This window comes from Pseudomonas sp. LTJR-52, from assembly GCF_003691465.1.
Lineage (GTDB): Bacteria > Pseudomonadota > Gammaproteobacteria > Pseudomonadales > Pseudomonadaceae > Chryseomonas > Chryseomonas luteola.
In genome coordinates this window covers 2,432,585-2,458,480 of sequence record NZ_CP033105.1, presented here as the reverse complement: position 1 = coordinate 2,458,480, position 25,896 = coordinate 2,432,585, and the positions used below count along the sequence as shown (strand labels likewise).

At 55.8% G+C, this 25,896-nt stretch carries 15 protein-coding genes and 1 pseudogene; 11 read left to right on the top strand and 5 right to left on the bottom strand.

Annotated elements, in window-relative coordinates; genetic code table 11:
• The first annotated feature begins 116 nt into the window (after positions 1–116).
• From treZ to EAW52_RS11585, 9 genes and pseudogenes are all read left to right on the top strand, one after another.
• Positions 117–1,916: a malto-oligosyltrehalose trehalohydrolase gene (gene treZ / locus EAW52_RS11625; RefSeq protein ID WP_019365615.1), complete on the top strand. Its 1,800-nt coding sequence runs from the start codon at positions 117–119 to the stop codon at positions 1,914–1,916.
• Positions 1,913–3,988, top strand: coding sequence for a 4-alpha-glucanotransferase (malQ, locus tag EAW52_RS11620; protein ID WP_122042510.1), 2,076 nt, complete (start codon positions 1,913–1,915; stop codon positions 3,986–3,988). Before treZ ends, malQ begins: the two co-directional genes overlap by 4 nt.
• A complete protein-coding gene (treY, locus tag EAW52_RS11615; RefSeq protein WP_122042509.1) occupies positions 3,985–6,789 on the top strand; it encodes a malto-oligosyltrehalose synthase in 2,805 nt (934 codons plus the stop codon). Before malQ ends, treY begins: the two co-directional genes overlap by 4 nt.
• Positions 6,789–7,136: a DUF2934 domain-containing protein gene (locus EAW52_RS11610; RefSeq protein ID WP_019365612.1), complete on the top strand. Its 348-nt coding sequence runs from the start codon at positions 6,789–6,791 to the stop codon at positions 7,134–7,136. Before treY ends, EAW52_RS11610 begins: the two co-directional genes overlap by 1 nt.
• A 647-nt stretch (positions 7,137–7,783) precedes the next feature.
• Positions 7,784–7,912, top strand: a pseudogene (locus tag EAW52_RS11605) (general stress protein); the annotation flags it as partial.
• A 372-nt stretch (positions 7,913–8,284) separates the two neighbouring features.
• The gene (gene glgX / locus EAW52_RS11600) at positions 8,285–10,483 is read left to right on the top strand and encodes a glycogen debranching protein GlgX (RefSeq protein WP_122042508.1); all 2,199 of its coding nucleotides are present in this window, start codon (positions 8,285–8,287) and stop codon (positions 10,481–10,483) included.
• Complete coding sequence (locus EAW52_RS11595) at positions 10,480–11,241, top strand: endonuclease/exonuclease/phosphatase family protein (RefSeq protein ID WP_122042507.1); 762 nt, start codon at positions 10,480–10,482, stop codon at positions 11,239–11,241. The genes glgX and EAW52_RS11595 overlap by 4 nt, the downstream gene beginning before the upstream one ends.
• Complete coding sequence (gene clsB, locus EAW52_RS11590; protein ID WP_122042506.1) at positions 11,238–12,482, top strand: cardiolipin synthase ClsB; 1,245 nt, start codon at positions 11,238–11,240, stop codon at positions 12,480–12,482. Before EAW52_RS11595 ends, clsB begins: the two co-directional genes overlap by 4 nt.
• Before the next feature lie 32 nt (positions 12,483–12,514).
• A complete protein-coding gene (locus EAW52_RS11585) occupies positions 12,515–13,522 on the top strand; it encodes a YbhN family protein (RefSeq protein ID WP_019365608.1) in 1,008 nt (335 codons plus the stop codon).
• 15 nt (positions 13,523–13,537) lie between these two features.
• Here the strand turns inward: EAW52_RS11585 and EAW52_RS11580 are convergent, their stop codons facing one another.
• The 5 genes from EAW52_RS11580 to EAW52_RS11560 form a co-directional block, all read right to left on the bottom strand.
• Positions 13,538–14,263: a polysaccharide lyase family 7 protein gene (locus tag EAW52_RS11580; RefSeq protein ID WP_122042505.1), complete on the bottom strand. Its 726-nt coding sequence runs from the start codon at positions 14,261–14,263 to the stop codon at positions 13,538–13,540.
• Positions 14,264–14,463: 200 nt separating this feature from the next.
• Positions 14,464–16,695 (bottom strand): 1,4-alpha-glucan branching protein GlgB, encoded by a 2,232-nt coding sequence (gene glgB, locus EAW52_RS11575; protein ID WP_074826583.1) that lies wholly within the window; start codon positions 16,693–16,695, stop codon positions 14,464–14,466.
• Positions 16,692–20,024: a maltose alpha-D-glucosyltransferase gene (treS, locus tag EAW52_RS11570; RefSeq protein ID WP_122042504.1), complete on the bottom strand. Its 3,333-nt coding sequence runs from the start codon at positions 20,022–20,024 to the stop codon at positions 16,692–16,694. Before treS ends, glgB begins: the two co-directional genes overlap by 4 nt.
• Positions 20,025–20,042: 18 nt before the next feature.
• The gene (locus EAW52_RS11565; RefSeq protein WP_122042503.1) at positions 20,043–22,046 is read right to left on the bottom strand and encodes an alpha-1,4-glucan--maltose-1-phosphate maltosyltransferase; all 2,004 of its coding nucleotides are present in this window, start codon (positions 22,044–22,046) and stop codon (positions 20,043–20,045) included.
• 278 nt (positions 22,047–22,324) lie between these two features.
• Positions 22,325–23,341 carry a zinc-dependent alcohol dehydrogenase family protein gene (locus EAW52_RS11560; RefSeq protein WP_122042502.1) on the bottom strand — a complete coding sequence of 339 codons (1,017 nt, stop codon included), beginning with the start codon at positions 23,339–23,341 and terminating at the stop codon, positions 22,325–22,327.
• Between the two features lie 179 nt (positions 23,342–23,520).
• On the opposite strand from EAW52_RS11560, the gene EAW52_RS11555 reads away from it, so the two are divergent.
• Together EAW52_RS11555 and mexE are read left to right on the top strand one after the other, a co-directional pair.
• The gene (locus EAW52_RS11555) at positions 23,521–24,435 is read left to right on the top strand and encodes a LysR family transcriptional regulator (protein ID WP_074826592.1); all 915 of its coding nucleotides are present in this window, start codon (positions 23,521–23,523) and stop codon (positions 24,433–24,435) included.
• A 169-nt stretch (positions 24,436–24,604) separates the two neighbouring features.
• Entirely contained in the window at positions 24,605–25,837 is a 1,233-nt protein-coding gene (mexE, locus tag EAW52_RS11550) for a multidrug efflux RND transporter periplasmic adaptor subunit MexE (RefSeq protein WP_122042501.1), read from the top strand.
• Positions 25,838–25,896: the final 59 nt, after the last annotated feature.

Sequence of the window (25,896 nt, the reverse complement as noted above, 5' to 3'; positions counted from 1 at the left end):
AGCGCCATCTTTCTGGTCATAGAAAGAACACTCCCGCCTTCATGGCGGGAGCGCGCACCACAAACCGAACCTGCACCCACGTGCCTTACCCTGCCCTCCACTGGGAGACAGAACGCATGAAGGACTTGTCACGCCCGTCCAAAAATAACCGCTACGCCTGGCAATGCACGGCTGGCGCCACTCTTCTCTCCGACAATCGTACCCAATTCTGTTTCTGGGCCCCCAGCGCCACTGCTGTCGACGTAGTGCTCGATGGCGGCATGATTGTTCCCATGCAAGCCCTCGATGGGGGTTGGTTCAGCGCTGAAGCCGCCTGTGGTGTCGGCACACGCTACCGCTATCGTATCGGTGATCTTCTGGTTCCCGATCCTGCGTCCCGGGCCCAGGCGGGTGACGTACATGAGGCCAGCATTGTCATTGATCCGCATACCTATGAATGGCGTCATACCGAGTGGAGCGGCCGTCCCTGGCACGAGAGTGTTATCTACGAAGTCCATGTCGGTACGCTGGGTGGATTCAAAGGCGTTGCAGATATTCTGCCCAAGCTGGCTGCACTTGGAGTCACGGCCATCGAGCTGATGCCGCTGAGCGAATTCCCTGGCGGTCGCAACTGGGGTTATGACGGTGTGCTGCCCTACGCTGTGGAATCCTCCTACGGCACGCCTGAAGATCTCAAGGCCATGATCGATACGGCCCATGAGCATGGTCTTATGGTGTTCCTTGATGTGGTCTACAACCACTTCGGCCCGGACGGCAACTACCTGCACGCCTACGCCGAAAAATTCTTCCGTGAAGACATCCACACGCCCTGGGGTGCAGCCATTGACTTCCGTCAACAGGCCGTACGCAGCTACTTCAAGGACAATGCCTTAATGTGGCTGATGGAATACCGCTTCGACGGTCTGCGCTTCGATGCGGTCCATGCCATTGGTGACAAGGGTTTCCTCATGGAAATGGCAGACGAGATTCGCTCAACGGTCGAGCCGGGTCGCCATGTGCATCTCGTTCTGGAAAACGAGGACAACACCGCCTCCCTCCTGGGCGGCGTACATTACGATGGGCAGTGGGCGGATGACTGGCACAATGTGATTCATCCCATGATTACCGGTGAGAACGAAGGGTACTACCAGGACTTCACCCAAGACGCCACTGCCAAGCTGGTTCGTTGCCTGAGCGAAGGCTTTATCTACCAGGGCGAAGACACTCGCCACGGCAAGGGGCGCGGGGAGCCGAGCAGCCATCTGCAACCAACGGCCTTTGTCATCTTCCTGCAGAACCACGACCAGATTGGCAACCGTGCCCTTGGTGAGCGCCTGACACTTCTCGCCCCAGAGAATGCTCTAAAAGCCGCTACGACTCTCTTGCTGCTCAGCCCCATGATTCCACTGCTCTTCATTGGTGAGGAATGGGGTAGCCGGCAGCCCTTCCTGTTCTTTACCAGTCATAACGAAGAGTTAGCCAAGCTGGTAAGAGACGGTCGCCGCAACGAGTTCAAGGATTTCGAATTTTTCACCCATGAAGAAAACCGGGAAAAGATCCCGGACCCTAATGCGGTTACCACCTTTGAAGATTCGAAGCCCAATTTTGGAGAAGCGGACCAGCCAGATCATGCCTTGTGGGTCGGACTCTACAAAAAGCTTCTCGAGATTCGCCATCAGGAGATTATTCCGCGTCTGCCTGGTGCTCGTCCGGCAGAGGCTAAAGCGTTAGGCGAAAAGGCGGTCACCGCCTGCTGGACGCTGGGTGATGGTGCCCGCCTTACGTTGGAAATCAACCTGAGCGAGCAAGCCGTTTCTGTCGATGCCAAGCAACCGGGTCGACTGCTCTTCGCCAGCATGGACAATGGTCTCTCCACGCGCGAACAAGGCCAACTGGCTGGACATACCGCCTTCGCCTGGCTGGAGGATGCTCAATGAACGATTCTGACCAACTGCACGCACTGGCAGAAAAAGCTGGCATCTCCATTCACTGGGATGCCTATGACGGCACGCCTCAACAGGTATCGGATGAGGCCTTGTGTAGTCTGCTCGCCGCACTTGGCTTGCCCGCAGATTCGGAGGCGGACATCAAGGCCAGCCTGGCCAAACTGGATGAGCTGGAAGACAGCGAAAACCTTCCTCCCCTCATTACCGGAGACTGCAACAAGCCTGTCGGCCGGACAGGTCAGTTCAAGGCTGGACAGACCTATGCGCTTACCCTTGAATCGGGCAGCAGCGTGACCGGCAAGGTGGACGGGAACGGCCAACTCGCGCCCATCGACACCATGGGCTATCACACCCTGAAAATAGGCGAACAGCAGGTCACCCTGGCGATTGCACCCGAGCGCTGTTACAGCATTGCCGATGCCCTGGGTAAACCCGAACCGCGAACTTGGGGCTTGGCCGTGCAGGTGTATAGCCTGCGTCGTCCCGGGGATGGTGGCCTGGGTGATCTGAAAGCGCTCGAAGAGTTTGTCCGCTCGGCGGCAGAGCTGGGCGCCGATGCAGTTGCTATCAGCCCGCTGCATGCCATGTTCAGTGCTGACGGCAACCGTTACAGCCCCTATTCACCCTCCAGCCGGATGTTTCTCAATATTCTGAATGCTTCTCCTGCCGCGATTCTGGGTGAGGAAGCGCTCCAACACGCCTTGGACAAGACTGGTCTGGCGCAGGAGTGGTCCCGCCTGGAAGGACTGGAGATGGTCGACTGGCCTGCCGTGGCCAAGACTCGCCTGCGTGTACTCAGGGCGCTGCACATGGACTTCCGCGTGAAAAGCGGTGAGTTGCAGGATGATTTCAAGGCCTTCCGCCAACAGGGTGGCGAAGCGCTGGAAAATCACTGCCGGTTCGAAGCGCTACATGCATCCTTTGCCCATGGTACCGCGGCGCCCAGCTGGCAGCACTGGCCAAAGGAATATCAGGATCCTCAAAACCCTGCCGTCGCCACGTTTGCTGAAACCCATGCACAAGACGTGGAGTTTTACGCGTTCACGCAGTGGCTGGCCGCCCGCGGCTTGGAAAGCGCGCAAAAGGCTGCCCAAGCGTCAGGTATGAAAATCGGCCTTGTTGCTGATATTGCCGTAGGCGCCGATGGCGGCGGCAGTCAGGCATGGAGCCGGCAGGAAGAGCTGCTGTCATCCGTCAGCGTAGGAGCGCCACCTGATCTGCTCAACCAGCGCGGCCAGGGCTGGGGAATTTCTGCATTCTCACCTTCAGGCTTGCAGCGTCATGGCTTTCGGGCATTTCTTGAAATGCTCAAGGCGAATTTTGCCCACGCAGGCGGTGTACGTATCGACCATGTGATGGGTCTGCAACGACTGTGGCTGGTGCCCGAAGGCGCCTCACCGGCCGATGGCGCCTATCTGTCTTATCCCATTCAAGACATGCTTCGTCTAGTGGCTCTCGAGTCCTGGCGTAACGAATGCATTGTCATGGGTGAAGACCTGGGCACCGTACCGGAAGGGTTTCGTGAGCGCCTGATGGAAAAGTCCATCATGGGCATGCAAGTGCTGATGTTTGAGCGCGACGAAGACCAGAACTTCAAAGAGATCGAGGATTGGAACAACACCTCCATCGCCATGACCACGACGCACGATCTTCCTACCATGACTGGCTGGTGGATCGCGCGTGATATCGAGTGGCAGGCCCGTCTGGAACAATTGGCGGAAGATACCACCGAAGAAAAAGAAAAGCAGAAGCGTGTAGAGGATCGCCAGCGCCTGGCCAAGACATTGGGCCTGAAAGACACCAGCCTTGACAGTGCCAAAGCGGCTGTAGATGCCTGCATAAGCCATATCGGTAAAACCCCGGCACCACTGGTTATCCTGCCGGTTGAAGATGCGCTGGGCCTGGAAGAACAAGCCAACCTGCCCGGCACCATTGATAGCCACCCCAATTGGCGCCGTCGCTGGCCGGATCAGGCCAGCACCCTACTCAATAACGAAACCCCCAAGCGTCGCCTGCAGTTACTGGCGGCAGCCCGTCAAGAAGCGGAGAGCCACTCATCATGAGCCCAGTGCGCGCGACTGTTCGCCTGCAGTTTCACAAGGACTTTACCCTGGACGATGCCATTCCCCTGGTCGATTATTTTGCCGACCTGGGCATCAGTCATATCTATGCCTCCCCCATCACCACGGCCAGAGCCGGCTCGGTTCACGGCTATGACGTTGTGGACCCTACCCGTGTCAATCCTGAATTGGGCGGTGAAGAGGCCCTGCGTCGTTTGGTTGCCCGTCTGCGCGAGCGTGGCATGGGACTGATCGTCGACTTTGTACCCAACCACATGAGCGTGGGCGGATCGGAGAATGCGTGGTGGCTGGATGTGCTCAAATGGGGACGCCATAGCCCATACGCCAAATTCTACGACATCAACTGGTACAGCCCCGACCCTGAGTTGCATGGTCAGCTACTGCTGCCTTTCCTGGGTGGCGCTTATGGTGACATCCTGCAGGCCGGTGAGTTGAAGCTGGTATTTGATGAGAAAGACGGTTTCCGGGTCGAGTACTACGCGCACCATTTCCCTATTTCACCGCCTACCTACGCCGATATCCTACGCGCAAGCGACGCCTCTGAGTTGCGCCTGTTTGCCGATGCGTTCGAGGCCCGCGAGGGTGACCGTGAAGGCGCCAATGAGGCCGTTACCCAGCTGGCAGAAAGTGCTCGTCAGAACCCTGCAGTCAAGGCAGCGCTGGACCAATGCCTGGCAGCTTTCGATGCAAGCGACGCGGCCAATCACGAGCGTCTGCATGCGCTGCTGGAGCGTCAACATTACCGTCTGGCAAGCTGGCGTACCGCTTCCGACGATATCAACTGGCGCCGCTTCTTCGATATCACCGAATTGGGTGGCCTGCGCATGGAGCGCCCCGAGGTCTTCGACGCGCTGCATGCCATGATTTTCCGACTGATCGGCGAAGGCTTGATCGACGGTCTGCGCCTGGACCATATCGACGGTCTGGCCAATCCCCGTGGCTATTGCCGCAAGCTGCGTCGACAGATCGATACGATCTGCCAGAGCCGTCCCAACGGCACGCCTGAAGGCGGCTTCCCCATTTATGTGGAGAAGATCCTTGCCGAGGGCGAGCACCTGCGTGGCGACTGGGGCATTGACGGCACCACCGGCTATGAGTTCATGAACGAAGTGTCGGGGGTTATGCATGATCCGGCCGGCGAAAAACCTCTGAACGAATTCTGGGCTGAAAAGACCGGACGCCCAGCCGACTTCATGGAAGAAGTTCGTGAGGCGCGCCGCCTCGTGGTGACTACTGCACTGGCCAGTGAATTCGAATCCACTGCGCATACATTGCATGTTGTGGCTCAGCAGGACTGGCGTACCCGTGACATCAGTCTGGGTTCCATTAGGCGCGTCTTGCTTGAGCTGATTACCTACTTCCCGGTTTACCGCACTTACGCCAGCGTGGCTGGCTTTACTGGTGAGGATGAAAAGTTCTTCCAGAAGGCCGTAGACGGTGCGCGCCCCAATCTTTCGGAAGCCGAGCTACCAGTACTGGAACTGCTGCATGAATGGTTGGGTGGCAAGGCTCCCTGCCGTCAGCCGGTGGGTAGCGTGGCACGTCGCGAGCAGCGTCGCGCTATTACCAAGTTCCAGCAGCTGACCTCACCTGTTGCAGCCAAGGCCGTGGAAGACACCTCCTGTTACCGCTCAGGCGCCCTACTCTCGCGCAACGATGTAGGGTTCGACCCACAAAACTTCAGCCAGAGCACAGAAGAGTTCCATGCAAGCAGCAAACTGCGGTCCGAGCAGTTCCCACGCAACATGCTGACTACCGCGACCCATGACCACAAACGCGGCGAAGACACACGAGCACGCCTCGCGGTCATCTCCGAAATGGCGGATCTCTATACCCAGGCTGCAACCCGCTGGTTGGAGATGGGTTCACCGCTGCGGGGAACCTTTGCTGACAAGCCTGCCCCTACCCCGGGTGATGAGCTGATGCTCTACCAAACCCTGCTGGCCAGCTGGCCGCTTGATCTGGCAGCCGATGACAAGCAGGGGCTTCAGGCGTATCTGGACCGTCTCCTGCCCTGGCAGGAAAAAGCCTTACGTGAAGAGAAGCTTGAGTCAGACTGGTGGACGCCTAATACCGAGTACGAAGCAGCGTGCCGTAATTTCCTGGAACAATTGATCACCGGTGAAAAAGGCGGGGCACTTCGTAAGGAAATTGTCGAGACGGTAGCCCGTATCGCTCCTGCAGGTGCGCTGAACGGCATGACCCAGGCGGTGCTTAGAATGACCGCACCCGGTGTACCGGACCTCTATCAGGGATGTGACTTCTGGGATCTGAGTCTGGTCGAGCCTGATAACCGCCGCCCGGTGGACTACCCGCCTCGCATCGCTGCGCTGAAAGAGGCCAAGGCCCCGGCAGAGCTGCTTTCCAGCTGGAAGGATGGCCGCGTTAAGCAGAGTGTGATTGCAAGAACCCTGGCGGCTCGTACCTCCCATGCGGATGTGTTTCTCAAGGGCCAGTACATACCGCTGGAAGTCTCGGGAGCACAGGCGAGCCACGTACTGGCATTCGCCCGTGAGTATCAGGGCAAGGCCGCTATCATTATTGTACCGCTGCGCGTTTGGCGCTTCATTGGGGAGAACCCTACTCCCTCTTTTGAGGCATCAGCATGGCAGGACACCTCTGTAAAAGTGCCAAAACAGTTCATCGATCAAATTTTTACGGAAACTTTCAGCCATTCATCTGTCCATGTGAAACAGAGTGAACTTTCATTAAGCGAGCTTCTTGCGAGCTTTCCTCTTGGTTTATTGATTACACAAGACCTGTCACAAGGAGAGACATTATAATGAGTCAACGCACCGAACGCATTCAGCAGCTCGCCTACCAGATTTGGGAGTCCGAAGGTCGCCCTGCTCATCAAGAGCATCGCCATTGGGAAATGGCTACCAAGCTCTATGAAGCCGAGCAGCAGCAAGGTGTAGCGCCTGAAGCTGCAGCAGCGCCTGTAGCCAAGCCCAAGAAGCCTCGTGCAACCAAGCCCAAGGCTGCCTCGCTGGCCGAAAAAGCGGTCGAAAAGGTCAAGGAAGCCGTCAAGCCCAAGACTGAAAAGCCTCCGGTCGAAAAAACCACAGCTGCCGCTGCAGCGCCCAAGAAGCCCCGTGCTCCGCGTGCCAAGGCCGTACCTAAAGAGTAAGTCCTGCCTTAATGTCTCTGCCCCTTCTGCTACCAGTAGAAGGGGTAAACACTTTTTCTCTTTGATATGTGGCTCTGCTTATATATCAAAAGGCCATATACCTTTTATCTGGATACTATTAACGGCCGATAAAAGGCTGGAACTAGCCTTCCCTCTGCGTATCAATTCCAGCACTCGATTCAAGGTGTTCGGGTGTAATTTTAATCCTATGAGAATTGATACCATGGCACACCGTCCTGAAGTTCCTCAACCTGACCCGATCGTAAGTGACAATCCTGCCAAGATGCCTAGCTGTATCGAGTTTGAACCACGCGATCTAGACGGCTGGTTAACTTCCGAGCCTAATTGCTGCCAACTAAATGCCAATCCACACACGGCGGATTTTAATTAATCAGTTAAGACTCAAATGAATAGGTCTTACCATGCGCCATCTATTTGCAGGCAATGCTCTCAACCTACCATTTAAGCAAGGGATGAGCATCCAAAAAAGGCCTGGACCGCTCGTCAGCCTTGGGCTCTAGCGGGTGAACCGTAGCCTCATGAGGCTATCCCATACAGTGAAGGGTTAGCAGTTAATAGCGGTAATAACTGCTATTTCCAGAAACCAACGTGAGGGTAAATTCATGACTGCCAAGAACAACAATCCTGGTAATTTTGCCAACGATCGTGAAAGAGCGGCCGAGGCCGGACGTAAAGGTGGCCGTAATAGCGGGGGCAACTTTGCCAATGACCGTGAGCGTGCAGCTGAAGCCGGCCGCAAGGGCGGTTCCAAATAAAAGGTGTTGATCTTCCGACTCGTTACTAAGTTGTGCGGATCACCATTAAAAAGGCGGAAAAGAATGTTAATTCTTTTCCGCCTTTTTAATTCAATATGAAATTTATAACTCTACAAATCTTATACACGAAACCTTATAAAAATAACTATTTATTTATTGAAACTTGCGCTGCTTCGCTCTAACCGGCATGACACACGTCCTTTCGGAACTGCCAGCATCCGGGAGCCTCTATACCTATGACGTACAAGAAGGTCCGGAAACATCACGTTACCGGATGGTTGAAAGTGCCTCGCTCCAGACAGAGCCGGTACCGTTACCTCAATACAGGCAGCACCTGGTTGAGCTCTAAGACATAGACCTGAGTCGATTACTATGAGCGCTAACAAGCCTAGCGATAGTTCTGAGAAGACCCAAAACGCTTTCGTCAACCGCACGACATCCCGCATTCGCGAAGGACTGCCCTATCCCCTGGGAGCCACCTGGGACGGCTCCGGCGTCAACTTTGCACTGTTCTCGGCCCATGCTACCAAGGTTGAGCTTTGCCTGTTTGATCAGGATACCCTTGAAGAGATCGAGCGCATCGAGTTGCCCGAGTACACCAATGAGATCTGGCATGGTTACTTGCCTGACGCACGCCCGGGGACGTTGTACGGTTATCGCGTACACGGCCCCTATGAACCAGAGGCAGGCCATCGCTTCAACCACAACAAGCTACTGATCGATCCCTATGCCAAGCAGATCGTAGGCGAGCTTGAATGGAACGATGCGTTGTTTGGTTACACCATTGGCCATCCTGACGGTGATCTCTCGTTCGATGAACGCGACAGTGCACCTTATATGCCTCGCTGCCGAGTGATCGATCCGGCCTTTACCTGGGGTACTACTGAAAAGCCCAAAGTACCGTGGGAACGTACTGTCTTTTACGAGACCCACGTGCGTGGGTTCACCATGCAGCATCCTTCTGTGCCGGAAAACACCCGCGGCACGTTCTCTGCGTTCCACGAAAGCGATGTTGTAGATTACATCCGTTCGCTAGGTGTAACGTCCGTCGAGCTGATGCCCATCCATTACTTCCTGGATGACAACCACCTGCTTGAGAAAGGGCTGCGTAATTTCTGGGGTTATAACACCCTGGCCTTTTTTGCCCCTCATGCCCGTTACATGGCCAGCCAATCCATCGGCGAGTTCAAGATCATGGTCGCGAGGATGCACAAGGCCGGCCTTGAAGTCATTCTCGACGTGGTCTACAACCATACCGCCGAAGGCAATGAGATGGGCCCGACCCTCTCGCTCAAGGGGATCGATAACGCCAGCTATTACCGCCTGATGCCGGACAACCCGCGCTATTACATCAACGACACTGGCACCGGTAACACGCTCAATATGAGCCACCCCTGTGTACTGCAGATGGTGACTGACTCCTTGCGCTATTGGGCAACCGAGATGCGTGTGGATGGTTTCCGCTTTGACCTTGCCACCATCCTAGGCCGCGAACCCCATGGTTTCGACGAAGGCGGCGGTTTCCTCGATGCCTGCCGTCAAGATCCGGTACTCAATCAGCTCAAGCTTGTTGCCGAACCTTGGGATTGCGGTCCAGGCGGCTATCAGGTGGGTAATTTCCCACCCGGCTGGATGGAGTGGAACGATAAATTCCGCGATACGGCACGGTCCTTCTGGAAAGGCGATGACGACAAACTTGGCGACTTTGCCAAGATCGTTCTCGGCTCGGGTGATCAATTCAACCAGCGTGGCCGCAAGCCGGCGTCGTCAGTCAACTTTGTCACTGCTCACGACGGCTTTACCCTCAACGATGTAGTGTCCTACAACGACAAGCACAACGAAGCCAATGGCGAGGGCAATAACGACGGCCATTCAAATAACCTGTCCTGGAACTGTGGCGTAGAAGGTGAAACGGACGATCCGGAAATCATCGACCTGCGCTACCGCCAGATGCGTAACTTCCTGGCAACCCTGTTCTTCTCCCAAGGCACACCGATGCTCTTGGCGGGTGATGAGTTCGCGCGGACTCAAGGCGGCAATAACAACGCCTATTGCCAGGACAGCGAAATTGGCTGGATAAACTGGGACATCAAGGAGCGCAGTGCTGAGCTTCAGGATTTCACGCGCCGACTCATCGAGCTTCGCATGAAGTATCCGTTACTACGTCGTAGCCGCTTCTTTACTGGCGTATACAACGAAGAGCTGGATATCAAGGACGTCACCTGGTTAATGCCCAGCGGTGAAGAAATGGGCATGGAACAGTGGCAGGACGGCAGCAATCGCTGCATGGGCATCCTGCTTGACGGTCGTGCGCAACCTACGGGGATTCGCCGTGCCGGCTCTGATACGTCGCTTCTGATGATCGTAAATGCTCATTACGATATGGTGGATTTCACATTGCCCGAAGTGCCTCAAGGTGAGCACTGGGTTTTGCAGGTTGATACCAATCAACCTGATTTGTTGGAAACCGGCGACACCTTTGCGTTTGGCGATGTCTATCAAGTAACAGGACGGTCATTTCTGTTGTTCGAATTGACCAAGCAAACCAAACGGAGGAAGCGTCAAGCATGACGAACGCAACAAAGGGTTTCTCGTTCAAGATCCTCACTATCAACACGCATAAGGGCTTTACGTCCTTCAACCGCAAGTTCATCTTGCCGGAGCTGCGTGACGCAGTGCGCACGACATCGGCTGATCTCGTGTTTCTGCAAGAAGTGTTGGGTACGCACGAGAAGCACCCGTTGCGCTTCGAGAACTGGCCAGCGGCGCCGCAGTATGAGTTTCTGGCTGATTCCATGTGGACCGATTTCGCCTACGGGCGAAATGCGGTCTACCCGGATGGTCACCATGGCAACGCCGTACTGTCCAAGTTTCCGATCGTGACGTACCAGAACCTGGACGTGTCCATTACCGGCCCGGAAAAGCGCGGCTTGCTGCATTGTGTGCTGCGCGTTCCGGATCATGACCTTGATATCCATGCGATCTGTTGCCATTTGGGGCTCAGAGAGAACCACCGTCTGCAACAGCTGAAACTGATGTGCAAGCTGATTGAAAACCTGCCGGAAGATGCACCGCTGGTTGTTGCAGGCGACTTCAACGATTGGCGCCAACGCGCCAGCGATGTGCTCAAGGCGGGCGCAGGACTTGAGGAAGCGTTTCTGAACGCCAACGGGCAACACGCTAAGACATTCCCAGCGCGTATGCCCATGCTGCGATTGGACCGGATCTACACACGCAACCTTACTGTGCGCACCCCTGAAGTCTTATCCAACCGCCCTTGGTCTCACCTGTCCGATCATGCCCCGCTGGCTGTGGAGTTGTGTGTATGAATCCGCAATGGCGAGACGGCAATCGAATTCAGCTCCTGGAGAATGGCGAAGAATACTTTCCTCGGGTATTTGAAGCCATCTCCCGGGCCAAGCGGGAAATCCTGCTGGAAACCTTCATTCTGTTTGAAGACAAGGTAGGCAATGAGCTACACCGTGTACTGACAGAAGCAGCCCGGCGTGGCGTACGCGTTGAGGTCACGGTGGATGGCTACGGTTCGGCGGAATTGACCAAGGACTTCCTTGATAAACTCGTTCTTGCCGGTGTTCGCTTCCGCTTTTACGATCCGCGTCCCCTCTTCATGGGGCGTAGGACCAACCTCTTCCGCCGTCTTCATCGCAAGATCGTTGTCATTGATGCTGAGATCGCCTTTGTTGGAGGCATCAATTTTTCTGCTGATCATCTAGGTGACTTTGGTCCTACGGCCAAGCAGGACTACGCAGTAGAAGTTGAAGGCCCCATCGTAGCCGATATTCATCGCTTTAGCCTTGAGGCTCTGGGCAATAGCGAAGAGCCTCGTCGCTGGTGGGGTCGACGCCGCAATGAGCCTGCTCGCAACGACTTCCCCGGTGATGCACAGGCACTGTTCGTCTACCGAGACAACGAAGAGCATCGTACAGATATCGAGCAGCACTATATCGAGATGATGCGAAGCGCCAAGCGTGAAATCATCATTGCCAATGCCTATTTCTTTCCCGGTTATCGCCTGTTGCGTGAGCTGCGAGATGCGGCCCGGCGTGGCGTGAAGGTCAGACTGATCGTCCAGGGCGAACCGGATATGCCGATCGTGAAGGTCGGTGCACGGATGCTTTACAACTACCTTGTACCTGAGGGCGTTGAAGTTTATGAATATTGCCGCCGCCCTCTACATGGCAAGGTGGCGCTGATGGACGATTATTGGGCTACGGTGGGCTCCAGCAACCTAGACCCTTTAAGTCTTTCTCTTAACCTCGAATCCAATCTCATCTTCCATGACCGAGCCTTTAATCAGGTCTTGCGTGGTCGGCTCGAACAACTCATGGCGCAGCATTGTCAGCATGTGGACATGACCAAAGTGCCGCGCAAGACCATCTGGCACTTGGCCAAAACCATGCTGGTGTTTCACTTCCTTCGGCACTTCCCTGCCTGGGTAGGCTGGTTACCGGCACACACCCCTAAAATAGCGTTGGTCGAACCGCCCGCTCAATCGCATCTTGAACGATCCGATGTAGCAGATCCGGAACGTGCGAGGACTCATACATGACCGCCACTCTAAGGCACTCTCAGGATGCCTCCGTGAAGTCGAAACCTTCTCCCAAAGGTAAAGTGTGGCCGATCGCCAAGAGGCTTCTGACCTACGCTTTTTTCATTGCCGTTACTGTTCTACTCGTGATGTATGCCCGGCAGGTGAACTGGGTGCAGGTCTGGCATTCCATTCGCCAGTATGGCTGGACCGCTATCCTCATGGCCGTGGGCCTGGTTGTGGTCAGTTATATCATGTATGGCTTTTATGACCTGATTGGGCGAGCCTACTGCAGGCACAAGCTGGGCAAACGGCAGGTGATGATCGTGTCGTTTATCTGTTATGCCTTTACTCTTACGCTCAGTACATGGGTAGGCGGCATTGGCTTGCGGTACAGACTCTATTCTCGCCTGGGTCTGGAAAGCGGCACCATTACCCGTATCTTCAGCCTAAGCCTGGCGACTAACTGGCTGGGCTACATCCTGCTGGCAGGGATTATCTTTACAGCAGGGCTGGTGAAGATTCCGCCACATTGGTACATCGGCAATATGACGCTACGGATGATAGGCATTGGCCTCGTCACCTTTATTGCTGTCTATCTGCTGTTTTGCCAGTTTTCCAAACGTCGCTCATGGACCATCAAGGGGCAGGACCTTAATCTGCCTTCCCTGCGCATGGCCTGTATTCAACTGGTCGTCTCCTCCATCAACTGGATGGCAATGGGTGCCATTATCTATGTGCTGCTCGGACAGAAGATGGATTATGTGTTTGTGCTGGGCGTCCTGCTCATCAGTAGTTTTGCTGGTGTCATCACGCATATTCCAGCCGGAATCGGAGTGCTGGAAGCAGTTTTCGTGGCCTTCATGGGGCATGAACTGGATCATTCCTACATTATTGCGGCGTTACTTGCCTACCGAGCCATTTATTTCATCGCTCCGCTGCTGATTGCCATTGTTGTGTATTTCTTCATGGAAAGTCGCGCCAAGAAAATCCGGGCACGAAATGAGGCCAAGATGGAAAAACAGGACGAACAGGCGCAGGCCAAAGGTCCGGCAGCCTGACCGGCTGCCGAATCCTTATCGGTTGTTGGGTTGATGCATGGTGACCAATCGGTTGAAGGTCACCTTACCCCCTTCGGTAGAAGGTCCCTCCTTGTCCTCCACATAAGCGCCCGCCTTAAAGTAAAGGTGGTAACTTGCCCAGCGCTGATCCAACTGTACAGACAGCTCCCCGTTTCCGCGCCCATGTGTAAAAAGCCTTACGCTCAGCACACCGGTCCGACTCAAGCGCAACTCATAACTGAACGGACCGTCCAATGGAATATTGCGTAGCAGAATTTGTGGCGGAATCTTGAGGGTGTCCGGCTTGGTACGAATCAAGGCCTCAACCTGTCCAGTGACAGGCGTTTTCCCCTCCATGGTAGGGTCCAGACGATAACGCAGGCTGATCAATGCTGAGTCCGGTGTACCCTGACTATCTCCCACCGTACGGATCTGTCCGATAATCATCTTGCCACTGGAAGGCACTTGATTAACGCGCAGGTCAGCCTGCATCAGGCTGACGGAGTCTTCGTATTTCCAATTGTATCCACTGCCATCCGGGCGCGTTTCCCGAAGCTCAGTACTGGGATAGTTGAGTTCCGGCGTATAACGTCCTGTTACGGGAGCCCAGAGGGTCACGCTACCATCGGGAGTACGATAAAAGTAATCACTGCGGTAGTTGCGATTGAGTACGTTGGTCTCAATAACGACAGGACTGGATGGCTCGGGAATTGTCAGATTCCACTCTGCCAGATCTACCATGTGAGTCCTCCCTGATTACCTATAAAGACCCTGATCCGGTGCTACTGCATTAGTAGAACCCATAGCGTGTCAATAAAACGTGAATGATGCAAACAGCCGCTTAACAACCCCGACAGCAGTAAAATATCAGCCTCTTTCACCAGTCAAAAAACGCAAGAAAAACGGCGCGTTAAGCGCCGTTTTCTTTTGCTATCTTCCGATCAATGCTCGGGCCGGGTGCCAGGTCTCAGGATAACAACCCCCAATGGCGGCAACTTCAGATTCAAAGAGGCTGGCTGGCCATGGCTGGAGGTTTCGTCGGCCATGACGGCACCGCTATTGCCGAACCCACTCCCACCATAAATATCGCTGTCGCTATTGAAGAGCTCCAGCCACTGCCCCCCTTCGGGAACGCCTATCCGATAGTCGCTACGGGGAACGGGCGTGAAGTTTCCAACAACCAGCAGGGGCCGCTTCTGTGAGTCGAAACGCAACCAGGCAAATACGCTGTTGGCAGAATCATCACCTACCAGCCACTGGAAGCCTTCCGGTTCGCAGTCATGCTCGTGCAGCATGGGCTCTGCCCGGTATAACCGGTTCAGATCCGCTACCAGCTTTTGTACACCCTGGTGGTTCTGATGCTGCAGCAGGAACCAGTCCAGTTCGCGGTCGTGGCTCCATTCACGCCATTGACCGATCTCGGACCCCATGAACAGCAGCTTCTTGCCCGGATGCGTCCACATGAAGGACAGGTACGCACGCAGGTTGGCAAACTTCTGCCAATTGTCACCGGGCATCTTGTTCAGCAAAGACCCTTTGCCATGCACGACTTCATCATGGGAAATAGGAAGAACAAAACGCTCGGAATAGGCGTATACCATACCGAAGGTCATGTTGTGATGGTCGTAACGGCGGTAGATCGGATCACGCTCGATGTAATGCAGCGTGTCATGCATCCAGCCCATGTTCCACTTGTAGGAGAACCCAAGGCCGCCCTCGGAGGTAGGCTTGCTGACACCAGGCCATGCGGTTGACTCCTCTGCAATCATCAACGCACCGGGCGCTTCTTCATGCACCACATCGTTCAAATGGCGGAGAAAATCGATTGTCTCGAGGTTCTCGCGGCCGCCATATTTATTGGGAATCCACTCGCCCTGCTTGCGAGAATAATCGCGGTACAGCATGGATGCAACCGCATCCACACGCAGGCCGTCTATATGGAAATGCTTGAGCCAATGCAGCGCAGACGACAGCATGAATCCGTGTACTTCATTGCGCCCAAGGTTATAGATGTAAGTGTTCCAATCCTGATGGAAACCTTCGAAAGGATGCTCGTACTCATAGAGTGCTGTACCGTCGAAACGCGCCAGTCCATGGGGATCCGTCGGGAAATGCGCGGGTACCCAGTCGAGAATTACACCGATGTGCGCCTGATGGCAGGCATCTACGAAGGCTGCAAAGTCAGCCGGCGTGCCATGACGAGAGGTTGGAGCGAACTGCGACAGTGGCTGATAGCCCCATGACCCGCTGAACGGGTGCTCCATTACCGGCAATAGCTCGATATGGGTAAAGCCCATTTCCTGAATATAGGGAATCAGCTGTTCGGCTAGCTCCCGCCAATTCAAGATGCGACCATCGTCGCCACCGTCACGACGCCATGAAGTAGAGTGCAGCTCGTACACCGAGAACGGCGCATGAACAGACTGGCGTTCCTTGCGCTGCGCCATCCAATCATCATCATGCCATTCGAACGGAGCCGGATCAGCCACTACCGAGGCGGTGCAAGGCGGTAGCTCCGTTGCCAAGGCGACTGGGTCAGCTTTTAGGGGCAATAACCCGTGCTGACCAAGGATTTCGTACTTGTATGAATCACCTGGCTTGATGCGGGGGATAAACAATTCCCACACCCCTGCACCGTGCCGTAGGCGCATCGGGTGACGGCGACCGTCCCAAGTGTTGAAGTTACCGACTACGGAAACCCGACGCGCATTCGGTGCCCAGACAGCAAAACGTACACCCTGAACACCGTCGATGGTCATCGCTTGAGCACCCAGGCATTGACCCAGCTGACGATGCTTACCCTCATTGATCAGGTAGATATCGACGTCGCCCAACAGCGTACCAAAGCTGTAAGGGTCTTCTGTCTCCTGTACGCCACTGGGCCAGCGGATCCTGAAGAAATACGTTGCCTGATAGTCCAGGCGGGCATAAAACAGCCCGGGAATCTGCCCGGCTTCCATATGGGCCAAGTGGCGACCGCTCTCACGCTCGACCAGCTCGACACCCAGCGCATTGGGTAAAAAGGCACGAACCAGAAACCCGGTACCATCCGGGTGAGGCCCCAAGATGGCAAACGGGTTGCCATGTTCTCCGCGAGCCAGCGCGTCCGCCTCTGGAGCAGACAGCTGGGCGTAGTCTGGTTGGTGGTTCTGGGGTGCTACGGCTTGAGTCATCCTTTTGCTCCCGAAATGAGCGAATCCACAATGGCGGCTACGCCGCGCAGCGGAATGTTGATCCAGTTAGGCCGATTGGCCGCTTCATAACCAATTTCATAAACGGCTTTCTCTAGCGTATAGAGATCCAGCGCTGCCTGCTCACCACGCTCGCTCCACTCATGGGCGATACCGGCAGCAGCCTCACGATAAGCCTTAAGGAAGGCCGCGTAAGCCGTTGTGCGATAGGTCTCTGCTGCCTGTCGCCGTTGACGCATTGCCTCTTCCGACGTATCGGCACCACTGTTACTGCTCATGGTGAGCATAGCCGCCGCATAGTCAAAGGACCGCAGCAGACCTGCCACGTCCTTGTGCGGACCGTACTTGGCACGACGCTCGTCCAGCGAACGGGCAGGCTCACCTTCAAAGTCGATCAGGTAGGCATCGTCCTGAGACACCAGGACTTGCCCAAGGTGCAAATCTCCGTGAACACGGATGCGCAGGCCACCGGCTACGTCTTCGGCAAGGGCTTCAATGCGCTCGCCAAGCTCCTTGCGCTGAGATACCAATTTGTCGAGGTGCTGGGTGCTGGCGCTATCCAGGGAGGCGCGCTTGTTCTCAAGCGTATCCAGCGCAGCGTCAACCTGCTCCCGTACACGGTGAGCAAACGTACGCGCGGAGTCTGCATCGATCTTCTCGGGTGCAAACGCAGCGTCATCGGTGTCCTGGGCAAGCAAGGTGTGCATTTCACCCAGGCGCTGCCCCAGAATGGCGGCAAAGTTTTCCAGATCGGACATGGCGGTGAACTCGTTCTCCACCTCTGACAGACCTGCCTCCAACATGTCACGGGTTACCTGATCCAGCTTGTCCAGCGTCCACTTCCAGGCATCCCCCTGGTTATGGATCTGAGGCTGCACCAGCATGAGCACATTGGGTGTGCCCTCTTCGTTGTAGCGTGTTACCTCACCCAGCAAGGGCGCCATGTTGGCAAAGCCTTTGTCCGTCAGGAACCGACCCATTTCGACTTCAGGGTGAATACCTGTCGCTACCTTCCGGATCAGCTTGAGCATGTACTTGTCGCCTACAATGAGCGAACTGTTGGACTGCTCTACACCCATGTGCCGAATTTCAGTTTCATCGGTTGTAGTAAAGTTCTCGACATCCATGTACGGCTGGAAGCGGATTTCACCTGCAGGCGACTTCAGTACGGCCTGATCCTTGAAGGCTTTGAACACCCCATGCACAAAGCTGGTCAGCGTAAAGGCATCGGTAACCAGACCTACGTTGCGAACATGGCGAATGCGGGACATCGCCAACTGGGTAGCCAACGGACTGCAATGCTGGTCACTCTCGGCCAGGAAGCCCAACGGCAAGGCATAGTGCTCCTGACCCTTGGCATTTTTCACGCAGACTTCCATGAACAGCACGGGGAATTTCGGCGTTGGAATTTCCACAGCGTACATGAGAGTGACCTGCTGGATCGCCTCGTCCTTGCTGCCGAACCAGCGGCGCTTGGGCAGGTACAGCGGCAGGATTTCCTGCTCAAGAGCCTTGCGCGGCGTACCGCTGAGCAACTCTTGCAGATTCTTTTTGATGACGAGCGTTTGGAAGTCAGGCATGGTTTCTGGAGGCTCGGAGTGCCACGCAGGCATCTGTTCATTGCCTGCGAGATAAAACCAATAAAATCCGTACGGCTGAAGTGTCAGCATGTAAGGCAGTTGGCCAATGGGCGGAAAGGCACTGCCTCCCAGCATTTCCACGGGCACCTTGCCTGCCATGGATGACAGATCCAGTTCGACGGCCTGGGCAGCACGCGATACGTTGGCAACACAGAGAATGGTCTCGTGCTCGCCTTCGGGCGTGGTGTAGTCACGCAAATACGCCAGAATACGGCGGTTAGTTGGCCGGAGCATCTTCATAGTGCCGCGACCAAAGGCTTTCTGTTGCTTGCGCACGGCCAGCATGCGGCGCGTCCAGTTCAGCAGCGAATGAGGATCGCGCGCCTGTGACTCTACGTTGATCGACTGATAGCCATATAGCGGGTCCATTACCACCGGTAGCACGAGGCTGGCCGGGTCGGCACGGGAGAAGCCACCATTGCGGTCGACCGACCATTGCATCGGCGTACGTACGCCGTCTCGGTCGCCTAGGTGAATATTGTCGCCCATGCCGATTTCATCGCCGTAGTACATCGTAGGCGTACCTGGCATGGAGAGAAGCAGGCTATTGAGCAGTTCGATCCGCCGACGATCCCGCTCGAGCAGCGGTGCCAAGCGACGGCGAATCCCCAGATTGATGCGCGCACGTCGGTCCGAGGCGTAAAAATTCCACAGATAATCCCGTTCCCGATCAGTCACCATTTCAAGCGTTAGTTCGTCGTGGTTGCGCAAAAAGATCGACCATTGACAGTTCGCTGGAATTTCAGGGGTCTGACGCAGGATATCGCTGATAGGAAAGCGGTCTTCCTGGGCGATAGCCATATACATGCGAGGCATCAGCGGAAAGTGGAACGCCATGTGGCACTCGTCACCTTCGCCAAAGTACTGCTGCGTATCTTCCGGCCACTGATTGGCTTCCGCCAGCAACATCCGGTCCGGGTAATTCGCATCGATCTCGGCACGAATCTGTTTGAGTACCGCATGGGTTTCGGGCAGGTTTTCGTTATTGGTGCCGTCACGCTCCACCAGATAGGGAATGGCATCCAGACGCAAGCCATCGACGCCCATGTCTAGCCAGTAGCGCATGATCGAGATCACCGCTTTCATGACCTGAGGGTTATCAAAGTTCAAGTCAGGCTGGTGCGAGTAGAATCGGTGCCAGTAATACTGCTCAGCGACAGGATCCCACGTCCAGTTGGACTTTTCGGTATCCAGAAAGATGATCCGCGTACCATCGTACTTCTTGTCATCATCTGACCAGACATAAAAGTTACGCGCCGAAGACCCTTTCTTCGCCTTGCGTGCGCGCTGAAACCAGGGGTGATCGCTAGAGGTATGGTTGATTACCAGCTCAGTGATGACCCGTAATCCCCTTTTGTGCGCCTCGGCAATAAAGCGCCTGGCATCCGCCATGGTGCCGTAATCCGGATGCACTCCACGGTATTCGGAGATATCGTACCCGTCATCGCGGCGCGGCGACGGGTAGAACGGCAGTATCCAAATGGTGTTAACGCCCAGGCCAGCAATGTAGTCGAGCTTATCGATCAGGCCAGGGAAGTCACCGATTCCGTCGTTGTTGGAATCGTAAAATGACTTCACGTGAACCTGATAGATGACCGCATCCTTGTACCACAACGGGTCATTGATAAAGGCCGCCGATTTGCGCGAGCGCGTTTTTTTTGGTTTCGCCATTTATAGTCTTCCTTTGGCCTAGATGGCCGGGCGGATACGCCATATGCCAAATGGCATGGAAGGATCGAGACGCGTCCATTGTGTTTTCCCGTGCCATGTCCAGCGGTGGCCGGTCATGAGGTCTTCGCCATGCATGGATGCATTATCGTCGAGTCCGAATTCCCACAAGGGGAGTTCAAAGTGGCCTTCCTGGGCGTTATGGGGATCAAGATTGATTGCCACGAGTACGAAATTGCTGAGATCGGGCGTGTACTTGCCGAACAGGATGATGTTGTCATTGAACACGTTGTAGAACTTGATCCCCAGATGTGTCTGGAGAGCCGGGTTCTGCTTGCGGATCCGGTTGAGCTGTGCAACTTCCGCCATGATGTTGCCCGGCGCATACCAGTTGCGGGGGCGCAACTCATACTTCTCGGAATCCAGATACTCTTCCTTGCCGGGCGTTAACGGCGTGCCTTCACACAACTCAAAACCTGAATACATGCCCCACAGGCCCGACCCCATGGTGGCCAGCGCTGCGCGAATCAAAAACCCTGGACGCCCACTGGTCTGTAGGAAAACCGGATTGATGTCCGGCGTGTTGACGAAGAAGTTGGGCCGATAGCATTCGCGCCAGGGCGAACTATTGAGCTGTGTGAAATATTCCGTCAGCTCAGCCTTTGTATTGCGCCAGGTAAAATAGGTATAGCTCTGCGAATATCCGACTTTGCCCAAACGGGCCATCATCGCTGGCTTGGTAAAGGCCTCGGCCAGGAACATGACTTCTGGGTCACGGCCACGGATATCCGCAATCAGCCATTCCCAGAACGGCAATGGCTTGGTATGGGGGTTATCGACCCGGAAAATCTTGACGCCCTGCTCCACCCAATGCCAGACCACATCACGCAGCGCGAGCCAGAGGTCCGGGACGGAATCCTTGGCATAAAAATCGACGTTAACGATGTCTTGGTACTTTTTGGGCGGGTTTTCCGCGTAGCGCATGGAGCCATCAGGACGCCAGGAGAACCAGCCCGGATGCTCCTTGAGCCAGGGATGATCAGGTGAACACTGGATGGCAAAGTCGAGTGCGATTTCAAGACCATGGTCAGCCGCTGCGGCAACCAGCGCACGGAAATCTTCAAGCGTTCCGAGTTGCGGATGTACGGCATCATGGCCGCCATCGGGACTACCAATGGCATAAGGGCTGCCAGGCTGATCAGGACCCGCACCCAGGGTATTGTTCTTGCCCTTGCGGTGGGCGAGACCGATCGGATGGATCGGTGGGAAGTACAGGACATCGAAGCCCATGTCACGTACACGAGGCAGCTCACCGATTACATCGCGAAAGGTGCCATGACGCTGTGGGTCATTAGTGATCGAGCGGGGAAAGAGCTCATACCAGCTGGCGAATTGTGCCTTGAGGCGCTCAATATCCAACGGGTACTCGACGCTGTGAGTCAGATGCGGATAGGCATCGGCGTCACGCATGTTGCGCTCAGTTTCCGAGCTGAGCAACAAAGCCACCTTGTCACCTTCGGTAGCGCACTGATCGAACCGTGCCAGCAAGGATTCCAGACCGGGCCGCACCTCGTCATCCGCACGAGTCAGGGCCTGTTCCAGATGGATGCGTCCTTCCTGCAACTCAAGTCCGATCGGCACACCAGCGCCATATTTCTTTTCAAGCTCGTAGCGGTAACTGCCGTATACATCCCACCACGCTTGAACGACAAATTCATGTCGAGCCACCTGTACCGGCGTGAACTCGCACAGCCACAGGTCATTGGTTTGAAGCTCCAGCGGTACTCGCTGCCAGTCTTCAGCACCCTCCACGCGCCACAGTACGCAGGCGGCCAGCTTGTCGTGCCCGTCTGCGAAAATGGCGGCCTTTACTGTAATGGGCTGGCCGGCGATGCCCTTGGCAGCGAATTGTCCGTTATCCACTGTCGGGCTGACCGACTCGATGGCAATTCTCGGTGTTTGCGACGCCGTTTCCGGGTCATAAGGTAGATACGCGAGTGAACCGGGGAGATCGGTATTCGACATCGAGCCTGACTCCTTAAAGTGCTGTTGGCTGGCTCATGCCCAGCTTCCGGCGATCGGAACATCCTTCGATGCCTTGTGGCGGGTGCGGCGGAGGGTCATAACCTCTACCGCGCTGAGCCCAATAGGTATGAAATACTGAGCCGACGCCTAAGGGAAAAGTTCAGGCTATTGATGGAGATAAGTTGCAAGCAGCCGAACGGTTGACTCGGCTGCAGCACAGGCGGGGGGAAGAAATCAGGCGTGTCGGGCAATGCACTGCAGACGCACTGCCCGTCTACTTACTCAAGGGTCAAGACGACCCGCCCTTTGAGGCATTCGTTTTCCACGAGCCGATGGGCTTCCACAAACTGGTCAAACGGCAACGTATGCGCAACGACGGGCTTGAGCAGACCATCCCGGGTCATTTGATTAATCACCGTCAGCGCGCGCTGTACCGCATCGGCATGGGGCTCCAGACCAAGCTCTGGATGGCCTGTAAAATCCAGGACGCTATGCCGGAAAATCTGCAGGTGTTTCTTGAACGCAGCGCAGGCCGGAAAGGACGCCTCGTTACCACCACCCATGCCGTAAATGATCAGCTTGCCCCGTGTCGCGGCAATATCACCCAGGCGGGACAGCTGCGGACCACATAGCGCATCCAGCACAACCTCAACGCCGCGGCTCTCGGTAAAACGCTCTACTTCCAGCACCAAGTCCTGTTCGTCGGTCGATACGACCTTCACAGCACCCAACCCTTTAAGCATTGCGCGGTTTTCCGACTCGCTGGTAGCCGCGATCACCTGTGCGCCCAACGCGGCCGCCAGCTGAACCACCGCCGGGCCGACGCAGTTGCTGGCTTCGGTGACTAACACCTGCTGTCCGGCCTTGAGTTGAGCCAGATCCACCAGAGCAAAATAGGCCAGGAGCAGACCGGCATAATGCACCGCCGCTTCAGCCGGCGTCAGCGTGTCAGGGTATTCGGTCAATGCCTGCTGGGGCATTAGCACCATGTCACCACTGGCCGGATACTGGTTGATCGAGTGGGCAGGAAAGCTGGCCACTCGCATGCCTGGTTGGAAATGGCGGACGCCCTCGCCCACGGACACAACCTCACCCGCCAGCTCAGAGCCAAACCCAGCCGGCAACGTAGCAGGCTCATCGGCCAGGTTCTGCCGCCAGAGCACGTCGCCCCAACATACGCCCAGCGCCTGTACACGCACCAATACTTCCCCTGCACCAGGCTCAGGAGTGGGTTGGTTTTCGCAGCACAGGACATCAGCACTGCCGAACTGGTGAAAGCGAATCACACGGGACATCGCAAACCTCTTTGGTGGATTCCGTATGGCTATGGACTGTATCCAAGCTGGCGCCTCAACGCTACCCGCCCGTATCGATAGTTGTCATGAATGCCAGTGATGCAAGGCTTGACGCCGCCCTCGACTCACTACAGTCTCATGCGCTCGAACAAATGCATGGCCACGGTTAAGGGCATACCATGAATCGCAACGATCTTCGCCGAGTAGACCTCAACCTGTTGATTGTGTTCGAGACGTTGATGCGGGAGCGGAGCGTAACCCGCGCTGCTGAAAAGCTCTTTCTGGGCCAGCCCGCCATCAGCGCCGCCCTTGCCCGCCTGCGCAGCCTGTTTGACGATCCATTGCTGGTCCGCACCGGCCGCACGATGGAACCTACACCCCGTGCCATGGAGATCTTCGGCCTGCTTTCACCAGCCCTGGACTCAATCTCCTCGGCCATGAGCCGCGCACAGAATTTCGAACCGGCAAGCGCCGATCGCGTATTCAGAATAGGACTGTCGGACGACGTCGAGTTTGCCCTGCTGCCGCCCCTGCTCAGGCGCCTTCGCGCAGAGGCACCCGGAGTAGCCTTGGTCATACGCCGAACCAACTACCTGAACATTTCCAGCCAACTGGCCTCCGGCGAGATAACAGTAGGCGTTGCCTACACCTCCGAGCTGCCCGCCAATGCCAAACGCAAGACCTTGCGGCGCTCGCGCTCAAAAGTGCTTCGGGCCGATTCCATTCCCGGCACGCTGACCTTGGACGACTTTTGTGCTCGCCCTCATGCTCTGGTATCGCCTGCTGGAGACCTGAGTGGCTTTATCGATGATGCGCTGGCCACGCTGGGCAAGCAGAGGCGCGTCGTGCTGGCAGTCCCCCAGTTCAACGGTCTGGGAACACTGCTGACCAATACGGACCTGCTAGCTACCGTCCCTGACTACACCGCCCAGGTATTGGCTTCCAATGGCGGCTTGCGCATTGAGGACCCACCTCTGGAGGTGCAATCCTTTGAACTCTCCATGGCCTGGAGCGGTGTGCACGATAACGATCCTGCCGAACGCTGGTTACGCTCTCGTATACAAATGTTTGTGGGAGATCCAGACAGTTTATAGTTATGGGCTGGTATTACATAGCTAAAAATAGTCTGCTATCGATACATTTGAGGGCTTTTATCATTTTGATCGATAGTTAAATTCAGAGTGTTCGATTCGATCGTGTCAGACCCTTGAGCCAGACTCCGCCGTACTTAAATTTTCCTCACTTTGTCCGGCGGAAACGAACATGGAACAGTCTTCCACTCTCTGGCGATCTTCTCTGGCATTAGCCAGCGTTCTATTGCTCAGTGCCTGCGACAACAAGCCTGATGCGTCGGCCACAGCACCAGCAAAGCCCAAGGTCAGCGCCGCTCAGGTCATCCAACAACCGATCACTGAATGGGATGAGGTTACCGGCCGTCTCGAAGCGCCCGAGTCTGTCATCATTCGTCCGCGCGTTTCGGGCTATATCGATCGGGTTGTCTTTCAGGAAGGCACCCTGGTTAAGAAAGGCGACCTGCTTTTCCAGATCGACCCCCGCCCCTTCCAGGCCGAAGTGAAGCGTCTGGAAGCGCAGCTGCAACAGGCCAAGGCTCATCTGAATCGGGCTCAGAATGAAGCGCAACGTGGCGAGCGCTTGCGCTCAAGCAATGCGATCTCTGCCGAAGTAGCGGATGCCCGCACCAGCGAAGCACTGGAAGCCAAGGCGACGCTTGCCGCTACGCAAGCCGAACTGGACGCAGCCCGTCTGAACCTGAGCTTTACTCAAGTTACTGCCCCCATTACAGGTCGCGTTGGCCGGGCCGAGGTCACCGCAGGTAATCTGGTAAATGCTGGAGAAAGCCAGCTCACTACGCTGGTATCCACCGACAAGGTGTATGCCTATTTCGATGCTGATGAACGTGTTTTCCTCAAGTATTCCGACTTGAAACGCCAAGGCGTGCGGGGCGAAGCCAGTCCGGTCTTTATGGGGCTTTCCAGCGAAACCGGCCACCCTCACCTAGGCAAGATGAACTTTCTTGATAACCAGGTTGATCCCCGTACAGGCACCATCCGTGGAAGGGCCGTATTCGAAAACACTGATGGCCAGTTTACTCCTGGGCTTTATGCAAGGCTGAAGCTGGTCGGCAGCGGTACCTATAACGCGATGCTCATCAAGGATGAGGCTGTAGGTACTGATCTGGGCAAAAAATACGTGCTGGTAGTCAAAGACGACGGCACCGTGGATTACCGCTCGGTTGAACTGGGTCCGAAAATCGAAGGGCTGCGGATCGTCCGTACAGGTCTGGCCAGCAATGACAAGGTCGTCATCAATGGTCTGCAACGCATCCGTCCTGGCTCCCAGGCAGACGCTCAGATCGTACCCATGGCTGACGAGGCCACCCTGGCTGCACTCAAGCATCAGCGCGAGCTGGTAGCGAAAAGCCTACCTCTGCCGGACAAGCCGATTCAGCTGACTGCCAACGATACGCGTCGTTAACACCGTCTAACCCTGCCGCCAAGCCCATGCACCTCGCTCTTCTACCAGGAGAGCGACGG

What these genes read in the sequence shown, in the direction of transcription:
- treZ (WP_019365615.1), top strand. Translation starts at nt 117, where the DNA reads ATGAAGGACTTGTCACGCCCGTCCAAAAATAACCGCTACGCCTGGCAA.
- malQ (WP_122042510.1), top strand. Translation starts at nt 1,913, where the DNA reads ATGAACGATTCTGACCAACTGCACGCACTGGCAGAAAAAGCTGGCATC.
- treY (WP_122042509.1), top strand. Translation starts at nt 3,985, where the DNA reads ATGAGCCCAGTGCGCGCGACTGTTCGCCTGCAGTTTCACAAGGACTTT.
- EAW52_RS11610 (WP_019365612.1), top strand. Translation starts at nt 6,789, where the DNA reads ATGAGTCAACGCACCGAACGCATTCAGCAGCTCGCCTACCAGATTTGG.
- glgX (WP_122042508.1), top strand. Translation starts at nt 8,285, where the DNA reads ATGAGCGCTAACAAGCCTAGCGATAGTTCTGAGAAGACCCAAAACGCT.
- EAW52_RS11595 (WP_122042507.1), top strand. Translation starts at nt 10,480, where the DNA reads ATGACGAACGCAACAAAGGGTTTCTCGTTCAAGATCCTCACTATCAAC.
- clsB (WP_122042506.1), top strand. Translation starts at nt 11,238, where the DNA reads ATGAATCCGCAATGGCGAGACGGCAATCGAATTCAGCTCCTGGAGAAT.
- EAW52_RS11580 (WP_122042505.1), bottom strand. Translation starts at nt 14,263, where the DNA reads ATGGTAGATCTGGCAGAGTGGAATCTGACAATTCCCGAGCCATCCAGT.
- glgB (WP_074826583.1), bottom strand. Translation starts at nt 16,695, where the DNA reads ATGACTCAAGCCGTAGCACCCCAGAACCACCAACCAGACTACGCCCAG.
- treS (WP_122042504.1), bottom strand. Translation starts at nt 20,024, where the DNA reads ATGGCGAAACCAAAAAAAACGCGCTCGCGCAAATCGGCGGCCTTTATC.
- EAW52_RS11565 (WP_122042503.1), bottom strand. Translation starts at nt 22,046, where the DNA reads ATGTCGAATACCGATCTCCCCGGTTCACTCGCGTATCTACCTTATGAC.
- EAW52_RS11560 (WP_122042502.1), bottom strand. Translation starts at nt 23,341, where the DNA reads ATGTCCCGTGTGATTCGCTTTCACCAGTTCGGCAGTGCTGATGTCCTG.
- EAW52_RS11555 (WP_074826592.1), top strand. Translation starts at nt 23,521, where the DNA reads ATGAATCGCAACGATCTTCGCCGAGTAGACCTCAACCTGTTGATTGTG.
- mexE (WP_122042501.1), top strand. Translation starts at nt 24,605, where the DNA reads ATGGAACAGTCTTCCACTCTCTGGCGATCTTCTCTGGCATTAGCCAGC.